At 59.7% G+C, this 17,615-nt stretch carries 16 protein-coding genes; 3 read left to right on the top strand and 13 right to left on the bottom strand.

The genetic code is table 11. The features are described from left to right. Positions 1-371: 371 nt before the first annotated feature. Positions 372-587, bottom strand: a complete 216-nt coding sequence (rpsU, locus tag FBX99_RS22180; RefSeq protein ID WP_002551877.1) for a 30S ribosomal protein S21 — start codon at positions 585-587, stop codon at positions 372-374. A gap of 199 nt (positions 588-786) precedes the next feature. On the opposite strand from rpsU, the gene tsaD reads away from it, so the two are divergent. Continuing rightward, positions 787-1,812: a tRNA (adenosine(37)-N6)-threonylcarbamoyltransferase complex transferase subunit TsaD gene (gene tsaD / locus FBX99_RS22175; protein WP_144930605.1), complete on the top strand. Its 1,026-nt coding sequence runs from the start codon at positions 787-789 to the stop codon at positions 1,810-1,812. A gap of 5 nt (positions 1,813-1,817) precedes the next feature. Here the strand turns inward: tsaD and plsY are convergent, their stop codons facing one another. Then, on the bottom strand, positions 1,818-2,387 hold the full coding sequence (gene plsY / locus FBX99_RS22170; RefSeq protein ID WP_144930603.1) for a glycerol-3-phosphate 1-O-acyltransferase PlsY: 570 nt from the start codon (positions 2,385-2,387) through the stop codon (positions 1,818-1,820). Between the two features lie 74 nt (positions 2,388-2,461). Between plsY and folB the strand changes: the two genes are divergently transcribed. After that, on the top strand, positions 2,462-2,815 hold the full coding sequence (folB, locus tag FBX99_RS22165; protein WP_144930601.1) for a dihydroneopterin aldolase: 354 nt from the start codon (positions 2,462-2,464) through the stop codon (positions 2,813-2,815). After that, positions 2,806-3,333: a 2-amino-4-hydroxy-6-hydroxymethyldihydropteridine diphosphokinase gene (gene folK / locus FBX99_RS22160; RefSeq protein WP_145132897.1), complete on the top strand. Its 528-nt coding sequence runs from the start codon at positions 2,806-2,808 to the stop codon at positions 3,331-3,333. The genes folB and folK overlap by 10 nt, the downstream gene beginning before the upstream one ends. Positions 3,334-3,425: 92 nt before the next feature. On the opposite strand, the gene FBX99_RS22155 is transcribed toward folK, so the two are convergent. The 11 genes from FBX99_RS22155 to FBX99_RS22105 all read right to left on the bottom strand — a co-directional run bounded on the left by FBX99_RS22155 (position 3,426) and on the right by FBX99_RS22105 (position 17,517). Next, positions 3,426-4,652 carry a multifunctional CCA addition/repair protein gene (locus tag FBX99_RS22155; protein ID WP_144930598.1) on the bottom strand — a complete coding sequence of 409 codons (1,227 nt, stop codon included), beginning with the start codon at positions 4,650-4,652 and terminating at the stop codon, positions 3,426-3,428. Positions 4,653-4,715: 63 nt separating this feature from the next. Further along, positions 4,716-6,281 carry a SpoVR family protein gene (locus FBX99_RS22150; RefSeq protein WP_047702293.1) on the bottom strand — a complete coding sequence of 522 codons (1,566 nt, stop codon included), beginning with the start codon at positions 6,279-6,281 and terminating at the stop codon, positions 4,716-4,718. Continuing rightward, entirely contained in the window at positions 6,278-7,549 is a 1,272-nt protein-coding gene (locus FBX99_RS22145) for a YeaH/YhbH family protein (protein WP_144930597.1), read from the bottom strand. The genes FBX99_RS22150 and FBX99_RS22145 overlap by 4 nt, the downstream gene beginning before the upstream one ends. A gap of 117 nt (positions 7,550-7,666) precedes the next feature. Continuing rightward, positions 7,667-9,589: a PrkA family serine protein kinase gene (locus FBX99_RS22140; protein WP_041023943.1), complete on the bottom strand. Its 1,923-nt coding sequence runs from the start codon at positions 9,587-9,589 to the stop codon at positions 7,667-7,669. A gap of 300 nt (positions 9,590-9,889) precedes the next feature. Then, on the bottom strand, positions 9,890-10,219 hold the full coding sequence (glpE, locus tag FBX99_RS22135) for a thiosulfate sulfurtransferase GlpE (protein WP_145132895.1): 330 nt from the start codon (positions 10,217-10,219) through the stop codon (positions 9,890-9,892). Positions 10,220-10,250: 31 nt separating this feature from the next. Further along, positions 10,251-11,132: a symmetrical bis(5'-nucleosyl)-tetraphosphatase gene (locus tag FBX99_RS22130; RefSeq protein WP_144930595.1), complete on the bottom strand. Its 882-nt coding sequence runs from the start codon at positions 11,130-11,132 to the stop codon at positions 10,251-10,253. Beyond that, positions 11,132-11,512: a Co2+/Mg2+ efflux protein ApaG gene (gene apaG, locus FBX99_RS22125; RefSeq protein ID WP_047702288.1), complete on the bottom strand. Its 381-nt coding sequence runs from the start codon at positions 11,510-11,512 to the stop codon at positions 11,132-11,134. Before apaG ends, FBX99_RS22130 begins: the two co-directional genes overlap by 1 nt. A gap of 108 nt (positions 11,513-11,620) precedes the next feature. Continuing rightward, positions 11,621-12,439 carry a 16S rRNA (adenine(1518)-N(6)/adenine(1519)-N(6))-dimethyltransferase RsmA gene (gene rsmA, locus FBX99_RS22120; RefSeq protein WP_144930594.1) on the bottom strand — a complete coding sequence of 273 codons (819 nt, stop codon included), beginning with the start codon at positions 12,437-12,439 and terminating at the stop codon, positions 11,621-11,623. Further along, the gene (pdxA, locus tag FBX99_RS22115; RefSeq protein ID WP_144930593.1) at positions 12,436-13,425 is read right to left on the bottom strand and encodes a 4-hydroxythreonine-4-phosphate dehydrogenase PdxA; all 990 of its coding nucleotides are present in this window, start codon (positions 13,423-13,425) and stop codon (positions 12,436-12,438) included. Before pdxA ends, rsmA begins: the two co-directional genes overlap by 4 nt. Beyond that, positions 13,422-14,744 carry a peptidylprolyl isomerase SurA gene (surA, locus tag FBX99_RS22110; protein WP_178112036.1) on the bottom strand — a complete coding sequence of 441 codons (1,323 nt, stop codon included), beginning with the start codon at positions 14,742-14,744 and terminating at the stop codon, positions 13,422-13,424. The genes pdxA and surA overlap by 4 nt, the downstream gene beginning before the upstream one ends. After that, a complete protein-coding gene (locus tag FBX99_RS22105; RefSeq protein WP_144930591.1) occupies positions 14,719-17,517 on the bottom strand; it encodes an LPS-assembly protein LptD in 2,799 nt (932 codons plus the stop codon). Before FBX99_RS22105 ends, surA begins: the two co-directional genes overlap by 26 nt. Between the last annotated feature and the right edge of the window lie 98 nt (positions 17,518-17,615).

Genomic DNA, 17,615 nt, shown 5'->3' with positions numbered 1-17,615 from the left:
ATTGCTGTCGGGAAGTGTATCTGCCGATAATCCGCTGACGTTAATTACCATCGGTATTCGACTGTTTGAATATGTTGCGCTGAATCCGGTAACGGCCGGTCAGGCCTCGGATAGCTCATCGAGCGGGCACGCAAGCAGGTGCCATGGGCTGATCGTCGTTAGAGGAATCAGGGTGTGCTCGTCAGTAGCCTTGGAAGGCTCGTCAGAAGAGACGTGCACCGCTGGCAAAAAAGCCAGGTCTGACGTGGTGAAGCGGTTGTCTCGGTCGCATCGGCGGCTTTGACAGTGAAGCATCAAGCGTTGTTCCGCAAATGCCATAAGCCCGGCTTGAAGGCCGGGCTTGGCAGAAGCTTGCTACGAACGTCTGTGTATTAGTACAGACGTACGGCGCGGCGCTGTTCGCGCTGAACTTTCTTGGCGTGACGCTTAACAGCGGCTGCTGCTTTGCGCTTACGCTCGGAAGTCGGCTTCTCGTAGAATTCGCGGCTACGAACTTCAGCCAGAACACCGGCTTTTTCGCAGGAGCGCTTGAAACGACGCAGAGCTACGTCGAAGGGTTCGTTCTCTTTTACTTTGACGGCTGGCATCCAGAGCTACCTTCATTCATTACCGGGGTCAACATCCTCGCGGCAAAAGAGCGCTTGAAGACGTCGGTTTTTAAGGGTTGCGGATGTTAACCCCTCAACGCCAGGAATGCAAAGCCTCTGATCGAAAACCGCTGGTCGGGGCACAACGTGGCGACTATTATGCGCGCCTTCGAATTCAGCCTCCACAAGGCGCAAACCCATGCTAGTACTGGGATTAGAAACGTCCTGCGACGAAACCGGCGTCGCGCTCTACGACAGTGAACGCGGCTTGCTGGCCGATGCGCTGTTCAGTCAGATCGACCTGCACCGCGCCTACGGTGGTGTAGTGCCCGAGCTTGCGTCCCGCGATCACGTCAAGCGCATGCTGCCCCTGATCCGTCAGGTCCTGGCCGAGGCCGGCTGTGTGCCGAGCCAGATCGATGCCGTCGCCTATACCGCCGGGCCGGGTCTGGTGGGCGCATTGCTGGTCGGCGCTGCCTGTGCCCAGGCGCTGGCTTTTGCCTGGGGCATACCAGCCCTGGGCGTGCATCACATGGAGGGGCATTTGCTGGCGCCCATGCTGGAGCCGCAGCCGCCGGAGTTTCCGTTCGTCGCCTTGTTGGTTTCCGGCGGCCATACGCAACTGGTCCGGGTCGACGGTATCGGTCGATACGAGTTGATGGGTGAAAGCCTTGACGATGCGGCCGGCGAAGCTTTCGACAAAACGGCCAAGATGATGGGCCTCAATTATCCGGGGGGACCAGAAATCGCCCGGCTTGCGGCCCAAGGGGTTGAGGGACGTTTCGTGTTTCCTCGTCCGATGTGCGACCGACCGGGCCTGGATTTCAGTTTCAGCGGCTTGAAGACCTTCGCCCTGAACACCTGGCAGCAGTGCGTTGGCGCCGGGGGCGACCATGAGCAAGCCCGTTGCGACATCTCGCTGGCGTTCCAGCAGGCCGTGGTGGAGACTTTGACCATCAAGTGCAAGCGCGCCCTGAAACAGGCCGGGCTCAAGCGCCTGGTCATCGCCGGCGGCGTGAGCGCGAACAAGGCCTTGCGGGTGTCGCTGGAAAAAATGCTTGGCGACATGAAAGGCGACGTTTACTACGCGCGGCCGCAATTCTGCACCGATAACGGCGCGATGATCGCCTATGCGGGCTGTCAGCGCCTGCAGGCCGGCCAGCAGGAAAGCCTGGCGATCAGCGTGCAGGCGCGCTGGCCGATGGAGCAGTTGTCGCCGTTGTGAAGTATTTAGAAATGTCGTTCGCGCCCGGCGAACAGGTCGCGTAGATTGCCCCGGTGACGCCAGACGATCAGCGCGACCAGTGCGGTCATCGGCAGCAAGGCCTCGGGTTCCTGCCAAGCCAGCAAAGGCAGGGTCAGCGGGGTGGCGATCAGGGCGGCCAGTGAGCTGGTGCGGGTGAGGTAGAACATCAGCAGCCAGGCCGAGACGGCCAGCAGCGCGGCGGGCGGATACAGGCCCAGCAGCATGCCGGCGGCGGTGGCGACACCCTTGCCGCCCCGAAAGCGGAAGTACAGCGGGAACAGATGACCGATGACCGCGCAGACACCGATCCAGGCCTGTTGCTGCAAGGAAAACCCTGCAAGGCTGGCGATCAGGACTGGTACAAGGCCTTTGCAGAGGTCGCCAAGCAAGGTCAGGACGGCGAGTTTGCGTCCGGCCAGGCGCAGCATGTTGGTGGCGCCGGCATTGCCTGAGCCGCTCATTCGCGGGTCGGGGTGACCCGTCAGGCGGCTGAGCACAATGGCGAAGGACAGCGAGCCGAGCAGGTAGGCGAGGATCGCCAGTAACCAAAACATGCTAACTATTCCGGGCGAGGATGCCCTGATTCTAACGGCGCATTGCGCCCTTGTCGTGCTGCGGAGAAGAGTGCTTGGACAGAGTGTTTATCGAGGGCCTGGAAGTCGACACGGTGATCGGTGCCTACGACTGGGAACGAGACATCCGACAGTGCCTGCGACTGGATCTGCGTTTCGCTTGGGATAACCGCCCGGCCGCCGCGGGTGATGACCTGAGTCTGGCGCTCGACTACGCCAGTGTCACATCGCGCATCCAGGCATTCGCCGCACAGGCCCGGTTCGAGTTGGTCGAGACCTTCGCCGAGCGGCTTGCCCAGGAACTGATGGACGAGTTCAAGATTACCTGGCTGCGTCTGAAAGTGACCAAGCCTGGCGCGGTTCCAGCGGCCAGCGGAGTGGGTGTGGAGATTGAGCGCGGATGTCGCTGACACAGGTTTTTCTCGGGCTCGGCAGCAATATCGAGCGCGAAACCCATTTGCGCGCGGGGCTTGAGGCCCTTGCGGGCTTTCTGGTGGACATACGCTGTTCGGCGGTGTTCGAGAGCCAGCCGGTGGGCATCAAGAGCGGGCCTTTCTTCAATTTTGTCGTATCGGCCTTCACCGACCTGCCGCTGATGGAGCTGGACCGTCGTCTCAAGTGCATCGAGGCGGATAATGGTCGTTATGCGCCAGACCGCAAGGGCCTGCCGCTGGACATCGACGTGTTGCTGTATGGCGAGCAGGTTGGCAACTTCGATGGGTTGATTCTGCCGCGGGCGGAAATCCTCAAGAACGCGTTCGTTCTGTGGCCGCTATCGTTGATCGCGCCGGATCGGGTTCATCCGGGCGTGGGCAAAAGCTTCGCTGCTTTGTGGGATGAATCGCAAATCGATCAGATCCTGGCCCCGGTGGCTTTTGAGTGGCGAGGTGAACAGCTCACGCCGTTACAATTGCTGCGTTCTTCCTGACGCCATCGCGAGCAGGCTCCCACGTGGAAGCGAGCCTGCTCGCGATTACGGTATGACATCACTCAAAAAAGCAGACTGATACAATACCCTCGTCAGTTCGCCGCTTCCTTGTACGCCTTCAATGCTTTCAGCCGCTCGCGCTTGATCGCCTCCCCCAGCTCAGGCCCTTTGAAACCTTTCTCCAGCAAGGGCTGCACCGCCACCGCGCGCGCCGCCACTGCCGCACCGCGCAAATAGTCCGCCTGTGGATAACTTCGATTCTCCAAGCCCTTGCGGCCTCGGGCATCCATTTCGCAGGCTGCGATAAACTCTTCGAAACGTTGGGGGCGGCGGTACACATCAAAGCTCTGTAGCAGTTCGAGCAAGGTAGACGCCTTCAATTCAAGCGCCCGATGACCATGGGTGTGATATTGGCCAACCAATAGCGCCAATTCCTGGCAATCCCGTGGCACCTTGAAGCGTTCGTTAACCGCCTTGATCGGTTTCAGTCCCTTGTGCTCGTGGGCGATGTGTCGCGGCCAATCGTGCTCGGATGTCAGGGCTTTGCCCAGGTCATGCAGCAGGCAGGCCCAGCGGACCGTCAGCGGTTGTTGATGGAGGGCAGCCTGTTCCAGCACGCTCAGGGTGTGTACGCCGGTATCGATTTCCGGATGATGGGCTTCGGGTTGCGGTACGCCGAATAGCGCATCGACCTCAGGCATCAGGACCTTCAGGGCATCGCAGTCGCGCAGGACCTGGATGAATACCTGTGGCTGGTTTTCCATGAGGGCGCGGGAAATTTCTTTCCAGCTGCGTTCGGCGGTCAATGCTTCCAGCTCGCCAGAATCGCTGAGCTGGCGCATCAGCTCCAGGGTCTCGTCTGCAACCTTGAACCCCAGTGGGGCATAACGGGCGGCAAAGCGGGCAACCCGCAGGACTCGGAGTGGATCTTCGGCAAACGCCGGAGAAACGTGGCGCAGCAGGCGGGCTTCGAGGTCCCGTTGGCCGTGGTAGGGATCGGTGAGGTTGCCATGATCATCTTCGGCCATGGCATTGATCGTCAGGTCCCTGCGAACCAGGTCTTCTTCGAGAGTGACTTCAGGGCTGGCATGAAACACGAAGCCGCCATAACCCCGGCCGCTTTTGCGCTCCGTGCGGGCGAGGGCGTACTCCTCGCCGGTAGCGGGATCGAGGAACACAGGAAAGTCAGCACCCACGGGGCGAAACCCCTTGGCGAGCATTTCCTCGGCGGTGGCGCCCACCACGACCCGGTCGACGTCGGTGACGGGGATGCCCAGCAGGCGATCGCGAACGGCGCCGCCGACTTTATAGATCTGCATAAAAAATCTCCGTTGATCCGACAGGATAACCTTTGCATCGGGCCAACGGAGGCGAAAGTGGGATCAAAGGTGGATGACGGCCAGGTCCAGGCGGCCATAATCACCCTCGGTCTGTTCGTTTCTGGGTGGGACATGGTGGGTCTTCATGACCTGGTCGCCCTGCAGGGTTTCCAGATGAATGTCGAAGCCCCACAAGCGATGCAAGTGCTTGAGCACTTCATCCGTGGAATCGCCCAGCGGTTTACGATTGTGCGCCTGGTGACGCAAGGTCAGCGAGCGATCTCCCCGGCGGTCGATGCTGTAGATCTGTACGTTAGGCTCGCGATTGCCCAGGTTGTACTGCGCGGCCAGGGTTTCGCGGATGGTGCGGTAACCGCTTTCATCGTGGATGGCGGGCACCAGCAGGTCGTCCTTCTGGTCGTCATCGAGGATGCTGAACAATTTCAGATCGCGGATCACCTTGGGCGAGAGGTATTGCAGGATAAAACTCTCGTCCTTGAAGCTGCTCATGGCGAACTTGATCGTGGATAACCAATCCGAGCCGGCAATTTCCGGAAACCAGCGACGGTCCTCTTCGGTGGGGTTTTCGCACATGCGTCGTATGTCGCGGTACATGGCAAAACCCAGTGCATAAGGGTTGATGCCGCTGTAATAAGGACTGTCGAATCCGGGTTGGAACACCACGCTGGTGTGGGACGTCAGGAACTCCATCATGAAGCCGTCGGTGACCAGGCCTTCGTCATACAGGTCGTTCATCAAGGTGTAATGCCAGAACGTGGCCCATCCCTCATTCATGACCTGGGTCTGGCGTTGCGGGTAGAAATACTGGGCAATCTTGCGCACGATGCGCACGATTTCCCGTTGCCACGGCTCCAGCAGCGGAGCGTGTTTTTCGATGAAATAGAGAATGTTTTCCTGGGGTTCGGCGGGGAACCGCGCGTTGTCCTTCTCACTGTACTTGTCGGCACCCTTGGGGATGGTGCGCCACAGGTCATTGATCTGCTTTTGCAGGTGCTCTTCGCGGTCTTTCTGGCGCCGGCGCTCTTCTTCCGCGGAAATCGGATAGGGCCTTTTGTAGCGATCCACACCGTAGTTCATCAGGGCATGGCAGGAGTCCAGGAGGTCTTCCACGGCGTCGATGCCGTGGCGCTCCTCGCATTGCATGATGTACTGCTTGGCGAATACCAGGTAATCGATGATCGAACTGGCATCTGTCCAGGTGCGGAAGAGATAGTTGCCCTTGAAGAAACTGTTGTGGCCGTAGCACGCATGCGCTACCACCAGTGCCTGCATGCAGATGGTGTTTTCTTCCATCAGGTAGGCGATGCAGGGGTCGGAATTGATCACAATTTCATAAGCCAGCCCCATCTGGCCACGAGTGTAGGATTTTTCAGTACTGAGGAAGTGCTTGCCATAGGACCAGTGGTGATAACCCAGAGGCATGCCGACCGACGCATAGGCATCCATCATCTGTTCAGCGGTGATCACCTCGATCTGGTTGGGGTAGGTATCGAGGGCATAACGGTCCGCGATACGGCTGATTTCGCGGTCGTAGGCCTGGATCAGCTCGAACGTCCATTCGGAGCCGGTGGAGATGGGTTGGCGCTTCTGCTCTTTTTTGGCGGTCATGTCACTAACCTGCGCTGGAAGAGTTCACGGAAGACCGGATAGATATCCCCGGCCGAGACCAGTTGCTGTTGCGCGAACGTATCGGAAAAAGCTTCGGCAATGCGTTCGTACTCATACCACAGGGCCTGATGTTCCCGAGGTGTAATCTCCACATAGGTGTAGTACTGGACGAACGGCATGATCTGGTTGATCAGGATGTCACGGCAGATCGGTGAATCGTCGTTCCAATTGTCCCCGTCAGAGGCCTGGGCTGCATAGATGTTCCATTCGTTGGCCGGATAACGCTCGGCCATGATTTCCTGCATCAGCTTCAAGGCGCTGGAGACGATGGTGCCGCCGGTTTCCCTGGAATAGAAGAATTCCTCTTCATCCACTTCCCTGGCACTGGTGTGGTGGCGGATGAACACCACGTCGATCTTGTCGTAGTTTCGCTTGAGGAATAGATACAACAGGATGAAAAATCGCTTGGCGATGTCCTTGGTGGCCTGGGTCATGGAGCCGGATACGTCCATCAGGCAGAACATCACGGCCTTGGAGCTCGGGTTGGGCTGTTTGACCAACAGGTTGTACTTGAGGTCGAAGGTGTCGAGGAATGGAACCCGGTGGATACGAGCGCTGAGTTTCTCTATTTCCGCTTCCAGGTCCTGAATGTCGCCGAAATTGTCGGGTTCCTCACACTTCAGTCGAGCCAGCTCTTCTTTTACTTCGCGCAGTTTTGCCCGGCTGCTGCCCGACAAAGCGATGCGCCGGGCATGGGCTGAGCGAAGCGTGCGGATGATGTTGATCCGCGATGGATTGCCTTCATTACTGATGCCGGCGCGCACAGTCTTGAAGGTATCGGTGCCGGTCAGGTTGCGTTTGACCAGGTTCGGCAGCTCCAGGTCCTCGAACATGAACTCCAGGAATTCCTCCTGGGTAATCTGGAACACGAACTCGTCCATGCCTTCGCCGGAATTGCCGGCCTTGCCGGGGCCCTTGCCGCCGCCTCCACCCGGTGGACGAGGAATATGCTCCCCGCTGGTGAATTCCTTGTTGCCGGGGTGCACGACGGTCTGTTTGCCGCCGCGGCCATGGTGAAGCACCGGCTCGTCGATGTCGCGACCGGGAATGCTGATCTGTTCGCCGTGTTCCATGTCGGTGATGGAACGACGGCTGACCGCTTCTTCCACGGCCTTCTTGATGTGGTCACGATACCGCCGCAGGAAGCGCTGGCGGTTTACCGTGCTTTTGTTCTTGCCATTGAGGCGTCGGTCGATCACATAGCTCATGGGGCCCTCCGGGCAGCTTCAAGTGATGAGCTACAAGCTTCAAGTAGAAGCAGCTACCCGGTTGCCGGGGCTAACGCGCTTTTCCTTGCAGCTTGTAGCTTGTGGCTTGTAGCTGTTCTATTGCGATTTCCGGACCCGCAGATACCACTCGGAAAGCAGCCGTACCTGTTTGTCGGTGTAGCCACGTTCGACCATGCGTGTGACGAAGTCGTTGTGTTTTTGCTGGTCCTCCTTGCTGGCCTTGGCGTTGAAGCTGATGACCGGCAACAGGTCCTCGGTGTTGGAGAACATTTTCTTCTCGATAACCACCCGCAGCTTTTCATAGCTGAGCCAGGTGGGATTCTTGCCGTTGTTGTTGGCCCGCGCGCGCAACACGAAGTTGACGATCTCGTTGCGGAAATCCTTCGGATTGCTGATGCCTGCCGGCTTCTCGATCTTTTCCAGCTCCTCGTTGAGCGCTACGCGATTGAGAATTTCCCCGGTTTCCGGATCGCGGTATTCCTGATCCTGGATCCAGAAATCCGCGTACAGTACGTAGCGGTCGAAGATGTTCTGGCCATATTCGCTGTAGGACTCCAGGTACGCGGTCTGGATCTCCTTGCCGATGAACTCGATATACCGCGGGGCCAGGTATTCCTTGAGGAAACGCAGGTACCGCTCGCGGGTTTCCGCCTGGAACTGTTCCTGCTCGATCTGCTGTTCCAGCACGTACAGCAGGTGAACCGGGTTGGCGGCGATCTCGTGAGGGTCGAAGTTGAAGACCTTGGACAGGATCTTGAAAGCGAAACGCGTCGACAGGCCGTTCATGCCTTCATCGACCCCTGCGTTATCACGGTATTCCTGGATCGACTTGGCCTTCGGGTCGGTGTCCTTGAGGTTTTCACCGTCGTATACCCGCATCTTCGAATAGATGTTGGAGTTCTCCGGCTCCTTGAGGCGCGAGAGCACGGTGAACTGAGCCAGCATCTTCAGGGTGTCGGGAGCGCAATGGGCCTTGGCCAGTGAGCTGTTGAACAGCAGCTTGTCGTAGATCTTCACCTCATCGGTGACCCGCAGGCAGTACGGCACCTTGACGATGTAGATCCGGTCGATGAACGCTTCGTTGTTCTTGTTGTTGCGGAAGGTGTGCCATTCCGACTCGTTGGAGTGAGCCAGCAGGATGCCACTGAATGGAATCGCCCCCAGGCCCTCGGTACTGTTGTAGTTGCCTTCCTGGGTTGCGGTCAGTAGGGGGTGCAGCACTTTGATGGGCGCCTTGAACATCTCGACGAATTCCATCAAGCCCTGGTTGGCCCTGCACAGCGCGCCCGAGTAGCTATAGGCATCGGCATCGTTCTGTGGGAACTCTTCCAGCTTGCGGATATCGACCTTGCCCACCAGGGCCGAAATGTCCTGGTTGTTCTCGTCGCCTGGTTCGGTCTTGGCCACCCCTATTTGATTGAGGATCGATGGGTAGAGCTTGACCACCTTGAACTGACTGATGTCACCGCCGAACTCGGCCAGACGTTTGGTGGCCCATGGCGACATGATGGTATTGAGGTAGCGGCGTGGAATGCCGAAGTCTTCCTCGAGAATCGCGCCATCCTCGGTGGCGTTGAACAGCCCCAGGGGCGATTCGAATACCGGCGAGCCCTTGATCGCGTAGAAGGGTACTTTTTCGATCAGTTGCTTGAGTTTTTCGGCCAGGGACGATTTACCGCCACCCACCGGACCAAGCAGATAGAGGATTTGCTTTTTCTCCTCCAGGCCTTGGGCTGCGTGGCGGAAATAGGACACGATCTGGTCGATGCATTCTTCCATCCCGTGGAAGTCTTCAAAGGCCGGATAGCGGCGTATCACCTTGTTGGAAAAAATCCGCGAGAGCCTCGAGTTGGTCGAGGTATCCAGCAGTTCGGGTTCTCCGATCGCCAGCAACAGACGCTCTGCAGCCGATGCGTAGGCACTGCGGTCCTGCTTGCAGAGTTCGAGGTATTCCTGCAGCGAGTATTCCTCCTGCCGCGTGGACTCGAAACGTTGCTGGAAGTGGCTAAAAATACTCATGACGTCACCTCGCTCGATACGTGGAGCCGGTGTCGGATCAATCAGTCGTTGCTGGTCAGCCGCTGGGAATCCAGCTGCCGTTTATCCCCCCAGAATGCTTCCAGGATGAAGGCTCCTGAAAGCTGACTCCCGATGATCCGCGCGCCGGTGTACCGGCTCTCCCCTGTTTTGGATGGCCTGAGGCTAAGAATAGTTCGGAATCGGAGAGGCACAGGTGGAATGCGTAATAAGTTATGGCAGACCGTTCGTCAGCTATCGCTCAAGCCCGCGGTCCACGCGGGTTTGGGCGGGTATAAAAAATTATTCGTGGGAGCCTTGCGCCGTATCTGACGGATAAGTCGTGCGCCACAGTTCAAAGCCGCCATCCAGGCTATAGACGTCGGTGAAGCCCTGGCCGACCAGATAGGCGGCTGCGCTCTGGCTGGAATTGCCGTGATAACAGACCACTACGACCGGAGCGTCAAGATCGGCCTTGGTAATGAAATCATGCAGGGAGTGGTTATCCAGGTGCTTGGACCCGCAGATATGAAGGGCGGAAAAAGTGCCGGGGTCGCGGATGTCGACGAAGACCGCGCCCTGCTCTCGCAGGGCCTGGGCTTGTTCCGGGGGAATGCGTTTGAACTCAGTCATGGGAAAGCTCCTGTCGCAGGCCAGGCGCCGATCAGACGGCGGTGCCGGTCGGCGACGATGCAGGGGTCGGGTGGTGGTGAGGGGACTTGGCATGCCCCTGTTCGTCGCAGTCGCAACGCAGTCGTTCGCCGGTATCGACGTTCATCAGTGTCAGCGCTTCGCCCCACACGCAACCGGTATCGAGGGCAAAGAGTCCTGGTTCGTCGCATTGGCCCAGCAGCGCTGCCCAGTGACCGAAAATGATCTTCAGGTCACGGGTCTTGCGCTCCTTGTGCTTGAACCATGGGGCATAGCCGGGCGGTGCGGTCTCGATGCCTTCCTTGCCCTTGAGGTCGAGCTTGCCATCGCGGGTGCAGAAGCGCATGCGGGTGAAATAATTGGTGATGACCCGCAGACGGGTCACCCCGGTGAGGTCGTTGTCCCACTTGACCGGATCGTTGCCGTACATGCCGTCCAGGTAGGGACCGAACAGGTTGTCGTCGCGTAGTGCCTGTTCGACTTCGCCGGCGCACTTGAGCGCCCTGCGCAGAGACCATTGGGGCGGGATGCCGGCATGCACCAGCGCCAGATTGCGCTGCTCGTCGTAGTGCATGAGCTTTTGCTGGCGCAGCCATTCCAACAATTCGATGCAATCGGGGGCGTCGAGGATTTCCTTCAAGGTGTCGGATTTCTTCAGGCGCTCGATGTTTTGCCAGACGGCCAACAGGTGCAGGTCGTGATTGCCGAGCACGCACACCAGGGACTGGCGGATGCTGAAGAGAAAACGCAACGTCTCCAGCGATTGCGGGCCACGGTTGACCAGGTCACCCACCAGCCACAAGGTGTCTTTCTGCGGGTCGAAGGCGACGCGCTCCAGCAGGCACTGGAGTGGGCTGAGGCAACCCTGCAGGTCACCGACCGCGTAGGTGGCCATCAGTGCAAGGCTCCGGGCACCGCCAGGCGAAAAGGCTTGATGACGGCATCGAAGCGCTTGCCGTCCTCGGCCAGCATCTGATAGGTACCCTGCATGGTGCCGACCCGGGTCGTCATCACGGTGCCGCTGCTGTAGCTGTGGCTGTTGCCAGCGTCGATCAGCGGTTGCTGGCCTACCACGCCCTCGCCACGTACCTCTTCGACATGACCGTCGCCATCGGTAATGATCCAGTGCCGAGACAGCAGCCTGGCCGGTAGCGAGCCGTTGTTGCGCACGGTGATGGTGTAGGCGAAGGCGAAACGGTTATGTTCGGGTTGCGACTGTTCTGCCAGGAAGCGGGTGGTGACGCTGACGTCGACCTGATAACGAGGATCGGACATGCAAAAGGGCCTTAGAAGCGGGACGCGGGCGTGGCTGAAGGGATCAGTCTAGGCCAAGTATCGGGTAGTAAACCAGAGGGGCGTCCCACCCGAGACGGTCATTGTCCGTCAGATGGCTTCGGCTTTCGGTGCGGCCTGTTCGCTGAGCTTGTCGGCCAGGCGCACGAAGGCCGCCAGATCCAGCTGCTCGGGGCGCAGGCTGCCATCGACGCCTGCGGCCTCGATTTCGGCGCTGCTGAGCAGCAACTTCAGTGTATTGCGCAAGGTTTTGCGACGTTGGTTGAAGGCTTCGCGTACCACGCGCTCCAGCAGGCGATGGTCCTTGGCCGGGTGCGGTAGCACTGCATGGGGGACGAGGCGGACGATGGCCGAGTCGACTTTGGGCGGAGGATTGAATGCCCCCGGGCCGACGTTGAACAGGTGTTCGACCCGGCAATGATACTGGACCATGATCGAGAGGCGCCCCCAATCACCGCCGCCAGGACCTGCGGCGAGGCGTTCGACCACTTCCTTCTGCAACATGAAGTGCATGTCGCGGATCAGGCCGGCGTTGCTCAGCAGGTGGAAGATCAGTGGCGTGGATATGTTGTATGGCAGGTTGCCCACGACCCGCAGGCTGTTCGGCGCGGCGTTCAGGCTGTTGAAGTCGAACTTCAGCGCGTCGCCCTGGTGCAGGTTGAAGTTGCTCCTGCCGGCGAATTGCTGGTTGAGGATCGGAACCAGGTCCTTGTCCAGCTCCACCACGTCCAGTTGTGCACCGCTGTCTAGCAGGCCTTCGGTCAGGGCACCCTGGCCCGGGCCGATTTCCAGCATGCGGTCGTCGGGCTTGGCGTTAATGGAGCGCAGGATGCGATCGATCACACCGGCGTCATGCAGGAAGTTCTGGCCGAAACGCTTGCGCGCGCGGTGTTGGTATTGCTCGGTCATAAACGGGTCTCGGCCATCTGGTAGGCGGTTTCCAGCGCGACCTGCAGGCTGCCGGTATCGATCTTGCCACTGCCGGCCAGGTCCAGGGCGGTGCCATGGTCCACCGACGTGCGGATGATCGGCAGACCGAGGGTCACGTTGACTGCCGCGCCGAAGCCTTTGAACTTCAACACGGGCAGGCCCTGGTCATGGTACATCGCCAGCACCGCGTCGCAGTGCTCCAGATATTTGGGGGTAAACAGAGTATCGGCAGGCAGCGGGCCATGCAGGTTCATGCCTTCGCTGCGCAAGCGCTCCAATGTAGGTTCAATGATGTCGATTTCTTCGCGACCCAGGTGTCCGCTCTCACCGGCATGGGGGTTGAGCCCGCAGACCAGGATGCGTGGGTGGGCGATGCCGAACTTTTCCTGCAGGTCGGCGTGCAGTATCCGCGTGACACGCTCCAGGCGCTCCGGGGTGATGGCGTCGGCAATGTCCCGCAAGGGCAGGTGAGTGGTCACCAGGGCGACCCGCAGGCCACGGGTAGCGAGCATCATCACGACCTGTGCGGTGCGGGTCAGGTCCGCGAGGAATTCGGTGTGTCCGGAAAAGGCGATGCCGGATTCGTTGATCACACCCTTGTGTACCGGTGCGGTGACCATACCGGCGAAAGCGCCATCCAGGCAGCCCTGGCCGGCACGGGTCAGGGTCTCCAGGACAAAACCGGCGTTGGCCTTGTCCAGTTGCCCGGTGATGACCGGGGCGCCAAGGGGGGTATCCCAGACATACAGGCTGTCGGCCGGCGCTGGTGCATCCGGCCAGGCGTCCGGTGTCACTGCAAGCAGGTTGACGGCTACGCCCAACTGCGCAGCCCGCTCAAGGAGCAGGCTGCGGCTGGTGATTGCAATCAGAGGATATGGCTGGGGTTGCGCGGCGAGCAGCAGGCACAGGTCGGGACCTATGCCGGCAGGCTCGCCGGGCGTCAGCGCAAAACGCTTGGGTTTCACTGCGCAGCCTGGTCTGCACCAGGGAGTTTGATTTCAACGTAGGCTTCGTCGCGGATCTGGCGCAGCCAGGTTTGCAGCTCTTCGTCGTACTTGCGATTACGCAGTACCGTCATTGCCTGTTGTTCGCGGGCCTGGGTGGTGCTGTCGGTGGCGCGACGGCCAAGGACTTCCAGGACATGCCAGCCATAAGGGCTCTTGAACGGCTTGGACAGTTGGCCTTGTGGCGTTTCGGCCATGACCTTGCGGAACTCGGGTACCAGCGCGTTTGGATCAACCCAGTTCAGGTCGCCACCGTTGAGGGCCGATCCCGGGTCTTCCGAAAAGCTCTTCGCCAGTTCGGCGAAGTCTTCGCCCGCCTCGATGCGGTCGTAGAGCTTTTCCGCCAGGCGCTTGGTTTCGGCTTCGCTGCGAATCTCGCTGGGTTTGATCAGGATGTGGCGAACATGGACTTCGTCACGCACCTGCGCGCCGCCGCCACGTTTCTCCAGCACTTTCAGGATAATGAAGCCGCCAGGAGTGCGGGCAGGCTGGGTGATGTCACCCACCGCCATGGCGCTCAGTTCGCGGTCGAATGGAGGCGGCAGTTGAGCAGGCTTGCGCCAGCCCATGTCGCCGCCTTCCAGGGCGTTTTCGCTGCCGGAGCGGGCGACGGCCATCTGACCGAAGTCGGCACCTTGCTTGAGCTGCTGGTAGACATCCATTGCCTGGCGATAAGCACTCTGAATCGCTTCGGAGTTCGCGCTTTCCGGCGTAGGAATCAGGATGTTCGCCAAGTGCAGTTCTTCGGAAAGCTGCATCTTGCCCAGGTCGGACGCGAGGAAATTCTTCACTTCCTGCTCGGAAACCTGGATGCGTTCAGACACTCGACGCTGGCGCACGCGACTGATGATCATCTCGCGGCGGATCTGGTCGCGGGCGTCATCGTAGGACAGGCCATCATGCGCCAACGCAGCGCGGAACTGGTCGATGGTCATGTTGTTACGCTGAGCGATCGTACCGACGGCCTGGTTCAGCTCTTCGTCGGTGATACGGATACCGGAGCGTTCACCGATCTGCAATTGCAGGTTTTCGACGATCAGACGCTCAAGCACTTGCTGATCCAGCACACCCGGCGGTGGCAGGCCTCCGCCGCGCTTGGCGATGGTCTGCTGCACTTCATGGACGCGCTGGTCCAGTTGGCTCTGCATGACCACGTCGTTGTCGACAATGGCCACCACTCTATCGATGGACTGAACCGCGGCGTTGGCCGCGGTACCCAGGAACAGCGCGCCCAGCATCAGCGGGCGCAGACAATCAGAAAGCTTGGTCTTCACGTTCACGATAACCTTGGATGCCTTTGTCGAGGAAGCTCTCTACCTTGGCGCCGGTGAGGCCGCCGAGTCCCTTCAGGACAATTTGGAGGAAGACGCCGTGGTCGCCTTTTTCGTTTTCCGGGGCGGCTTGACTGAACTCTTCGTAGTCGACCCAGTAACGGTTGATCAGGCGCAGTTTCCAGCAGCAGTTGTCGTATTCGAAACCACCAAAGGCTTCCAGGGTACGATTGCGGTTGTAGTCATACTGCCAGCGGCTGATAGCGTTCCACTGCGGAACGATCGGCCAGATGACCGAGAAATCGTGCTGCTTGATCTTGTAGTAGTCCTTCACGTAGCCAGGGGTGCCCGGTGTGCCGTAGTCGCCGCCACCCACTTGCCATTGACCGGTGGCCTCGTCATAACGGATCTGGTCGTTACGATAGCGATAACCGGCGTTGATGACCTTGTTCGGGTTGTCTTCCGGCTGGTAATGGAACATCGCACTGCCCGAGCGAGGGCTGTGGGTATCCGGGTCCCAGTTGTAGGTGGCAGTGGTACGCCAGTCGCGATTCCAGCGGAATTCGTATTCCAGCGCGTATGGAGACACGTCCGACTTGGCGTCTTCGCGGGTCTTGAAATCGATGCCCGGCAGTTGGACTTCGCGATCCTTGAAGTACAGGGCCTGGCCGACGCTGACGCGCTGACGCTCGAAACCGTTTTCTTCGATCCAGCGGCTGGTCACGCCCAGGGACAGCTTGTTCTCGTCGCCGACACGGTCGGAACCGGTGAAGCGGTTATCCCGGAACAGCGAGGAGTAGCTGAAGGTCGATTCACTGGTGTCGAACACGGGAATGTCGCTCTGATCCTTCTCCGGTACGTAGAGATAGAACAGGCGGGGTTCCAATGTCTGGCGGTAGTTGCTGCCGAACCACTGAGTGTCGCGGTCGAAATACAGCCCGCTGTCGATGCTGGCAATTGGCACGCCGCGGTTCTGGCTGCTGCTGTAGGTGCCTCGCAGCCGATCAGCCTCTGCGTTCTGCGCGGCAACCTGCGTTTTGCCGATACCGTCCAGGTCCAGATCGTACTGAGTGTATTGATACTTGAGCGACGGCTTGATGTAGCCGTAGCTAGCATTCATCGGCAGACTGATGACCGGAGCCAGGTTCAGGCGATCGCCGTTAGCCCGTGCGAGGCCACGAATGTTGTTGTCCAGAAATGGTGAAGTGTCACCATTCTCATCGCTATAGTCGCCGGTTCGCAAATCACGATCAAACCGCACGAGCTCCGTCTTATACGCGAAATCCAGACCATACGGGTGGTCAGGCAATGACCCATTGAAGGTGATCTGCGGCAGGCGGTTATACGGCGTGATCTTCGAAATCGTCGCCATCTGATACGCCTGGGCATTCACCCGAGCCGTGTAGTTATCCCCGCGATAGCTGACCGCACCCTGCTGGTTCACGTAATCCCTGGACTCGACACCGATCTGGTCGGTCTGCAAATCCTGGAAGTAATACGGGTCGCTGATCTTGGTGTAGTCGACTTCCGTCAGCACACGCGAGTCCAGCCCGCCCTTGTGCTGCCAGTTGTACATATAGCGGGTCTTGCTGTAGTCGGACTGCTTGGCGCGCTCGTCTTCTTCATCATTGAGGTACGCAGCGCCGAACTGACCTTCGCTGGACTTGGTCAGGTAACGGAATTCGCCTTCCATCAGCAGGCCGCGCTTGCTCATGTAGCGCGGATACAACGTGGCGTCGTAGTTAGGCGCCAGGTTGAAGTAGTACGGGGTGACCAACAGGAAGCCGGTGTCGCTGCCGCTGCCGATGGTCGGTGGCAGGAAGCCGGACTGGCGGCGGTCGTCGATCGGGAAGTAGATATAAGGCGTGTAAAGGACCGGGATGTCCTTGACCCGCAGCGTCACGTTGGTCGCGGTACCGAAGCCGGTGGCCGGGTTCAGGGTGATGTTGTTGCCCTTGAGCGTCCAGGCGTTGCTGTTCGGTTCGCACGTGGTGTACGTGCCGTCCTTGAGGCGGATGATCGCGTTCTCGGCACGCTTGGCGTACAGCGCGTTACCGCGGATGCGCGACTTGTGCATCACGTATTCGGCGTTGTCGACCTTGGCTTCGCCGGTGTCCAGCTGGACATCGGCATGGTCGCCGACAATCAGCGCGCCGTTGTCGCGGACTCGCACATTGCCGCTCAGCTCGCCACGGTTCTCTGCCTGGTACAGGTTGGCTTCGTCCGCCTCGACCTGCATGCTGCCCTGGCGCATGACCACGTCACCGGCCAGGGTCGCCACCTGCTGTTCCTGCTCGTAGCGTGAAGCCTTCGCGCCGAGGAAGGTCGGTGCATCGCTCTTGGCCGTCTTGTCATTCATGCCAGGACGGGGCGGCTCGATATAGGCGCCGGAGCAATAAGGTCCGGTTTCGGCCAGTTGCGCAGGCGTGAGGTTCTCCCGTGGAACCCAATCCAGGTGGCTGTAGTCTGCACTGCGCGACTTCAGGCCGCGACCCTTGGCTTCGGTGACCAGCACCGGCTTGTCGCCGGCTGCTTCAACCGAGCTGTTGCCGGCCGCAGCGTCGCCGCTGTCGGCAACGGCACTGCCTTCATGCACCGGACGTGGCGGCAATGCGGCGGCCGGGGTCTTGGGGGAACAGTCCCAGGCACCCGAAGCGGAGACGGAGCAGTCATACTGCTGCGCCGCGACAACGAATGAAGAGGCCAGGGGTTGCAGGGCCAGCAGACTGCCGGTGACCAACAACGGAAATTTTCTACGAAACGCGGGGGATTTCAATGCCATCTTATTAGTCCGGGCTTCCTGCGTGCCATCTGCCCGCGGTGTGGGCCGCACGCCTCTCGATGGTCTGAAAAAGATGCTGGATAATAAAGCATGACCCG

It is taken from the genome of Pseudomonas sp. SJZ074, from assembly GCF_007828215.1.
Lineage (GTDB): Bacteria > Pseudomonadota > Gammaproteobacteria > Pseudomonadales > Pseudomonadaceae > Aquipseudomonas.
This window is presented reverse-complemented; position numbering and strand designations above follow the sequence as displayed.

Excerpts from the sequence above, each read along its gene's own strand:
- rpsU (WP_002551877.1), bottom strand. The coding sequence starts at position 587 with ATGCCAGCCGTCAAAGTAAAAGAGAACGAACCCTTCGACGTAGCTCTG.
- tsaD (WP_144930605.1), top strand. The coding sequence starts at position 787 with ATGCTAGTACTGGGATTAGAAACGTCCTGCGACGAAACCGGCGTCGCG.
- plsY (WP_144930603.1), bottom strand. The coding sequence starts at position 2,387 with ATGTTTTGGTTACTGGCGATCCTCGCCTACCTGCTCGGCTCGCTGTCC.
- folK (WP_145132897.1), top strand. The coding sequence starts at position 2,806 with ATGTCGCTGACACAGGTTTTTCTCGGGCTCGGCAGCAATATCGAGCGC.
- FBX99_RS22155 (WP_144930598.1), bottom strand. The coding sequence starts at position 4,652 with ATGCAGATCTATAAAGTCGGCGGCGCCGTTCGCGATCGCCTGCTGGGC.
- FBX99_RS22150 (WP_047702293.1), bottom strand. The coding sequence starts at position 6,281 with ATGACCGCCAAAAAAGAGCAGAAGCGCCAACCCATCTCCACCGGCTCC.
- FBX99_RS22145 (WP_144930597.1), bottom strand. The coding sequence starts at position 7,549 with ATGAGCTATGTGATCGACCGACGCCTCAATGGCAAGAACAAAAGCACG.
- FBX99_RS22140 (WP_041023943.1), bottom strand. The coding sequence starts at position 9,589 with ATGAGTATTTTTAGCCACTTCCAGCAACGTTTCGAGTCCACGCGGCAG.
- glpE (WP_145132895.1), bottom strand. The coding sequence starts at position 10,219 with ATGACTGAGTTCAAACGCATTCCCCCGGAACAAGCCCAGGCCCTGCGA.
- FBX99_RS22130 (WP_144930595.1), bottom strand. The coding sequence starts at position 11,132 with ATGGCCACCTACGCGGTCGGTGACCTGCAGGGTTGCCTCAGCCCACTC.
- apaG (WP_047702288.1), bottom strand. The coding sequence starts at position 11,512 with ATGTCCGATCCTCGTTATCAGGTCGACGTCAGCGTCACCACCCGCTTC.
- rsmA (WP_144930594.1), bottom strand. The coding sequence starts at position 12,439 with ATGACCGAGCAATACCAACACCGCGCGCGCAAGCGTTTCGGCCAGAAC.
- FBX99_RS22105 (WP_144930591.1), bottom strand. The coding sequence starts at position 17,517 with ATGGCATTGAAATCCCCCGCGTTTCGTAGAAAATTTCCGTTGTTGGTC.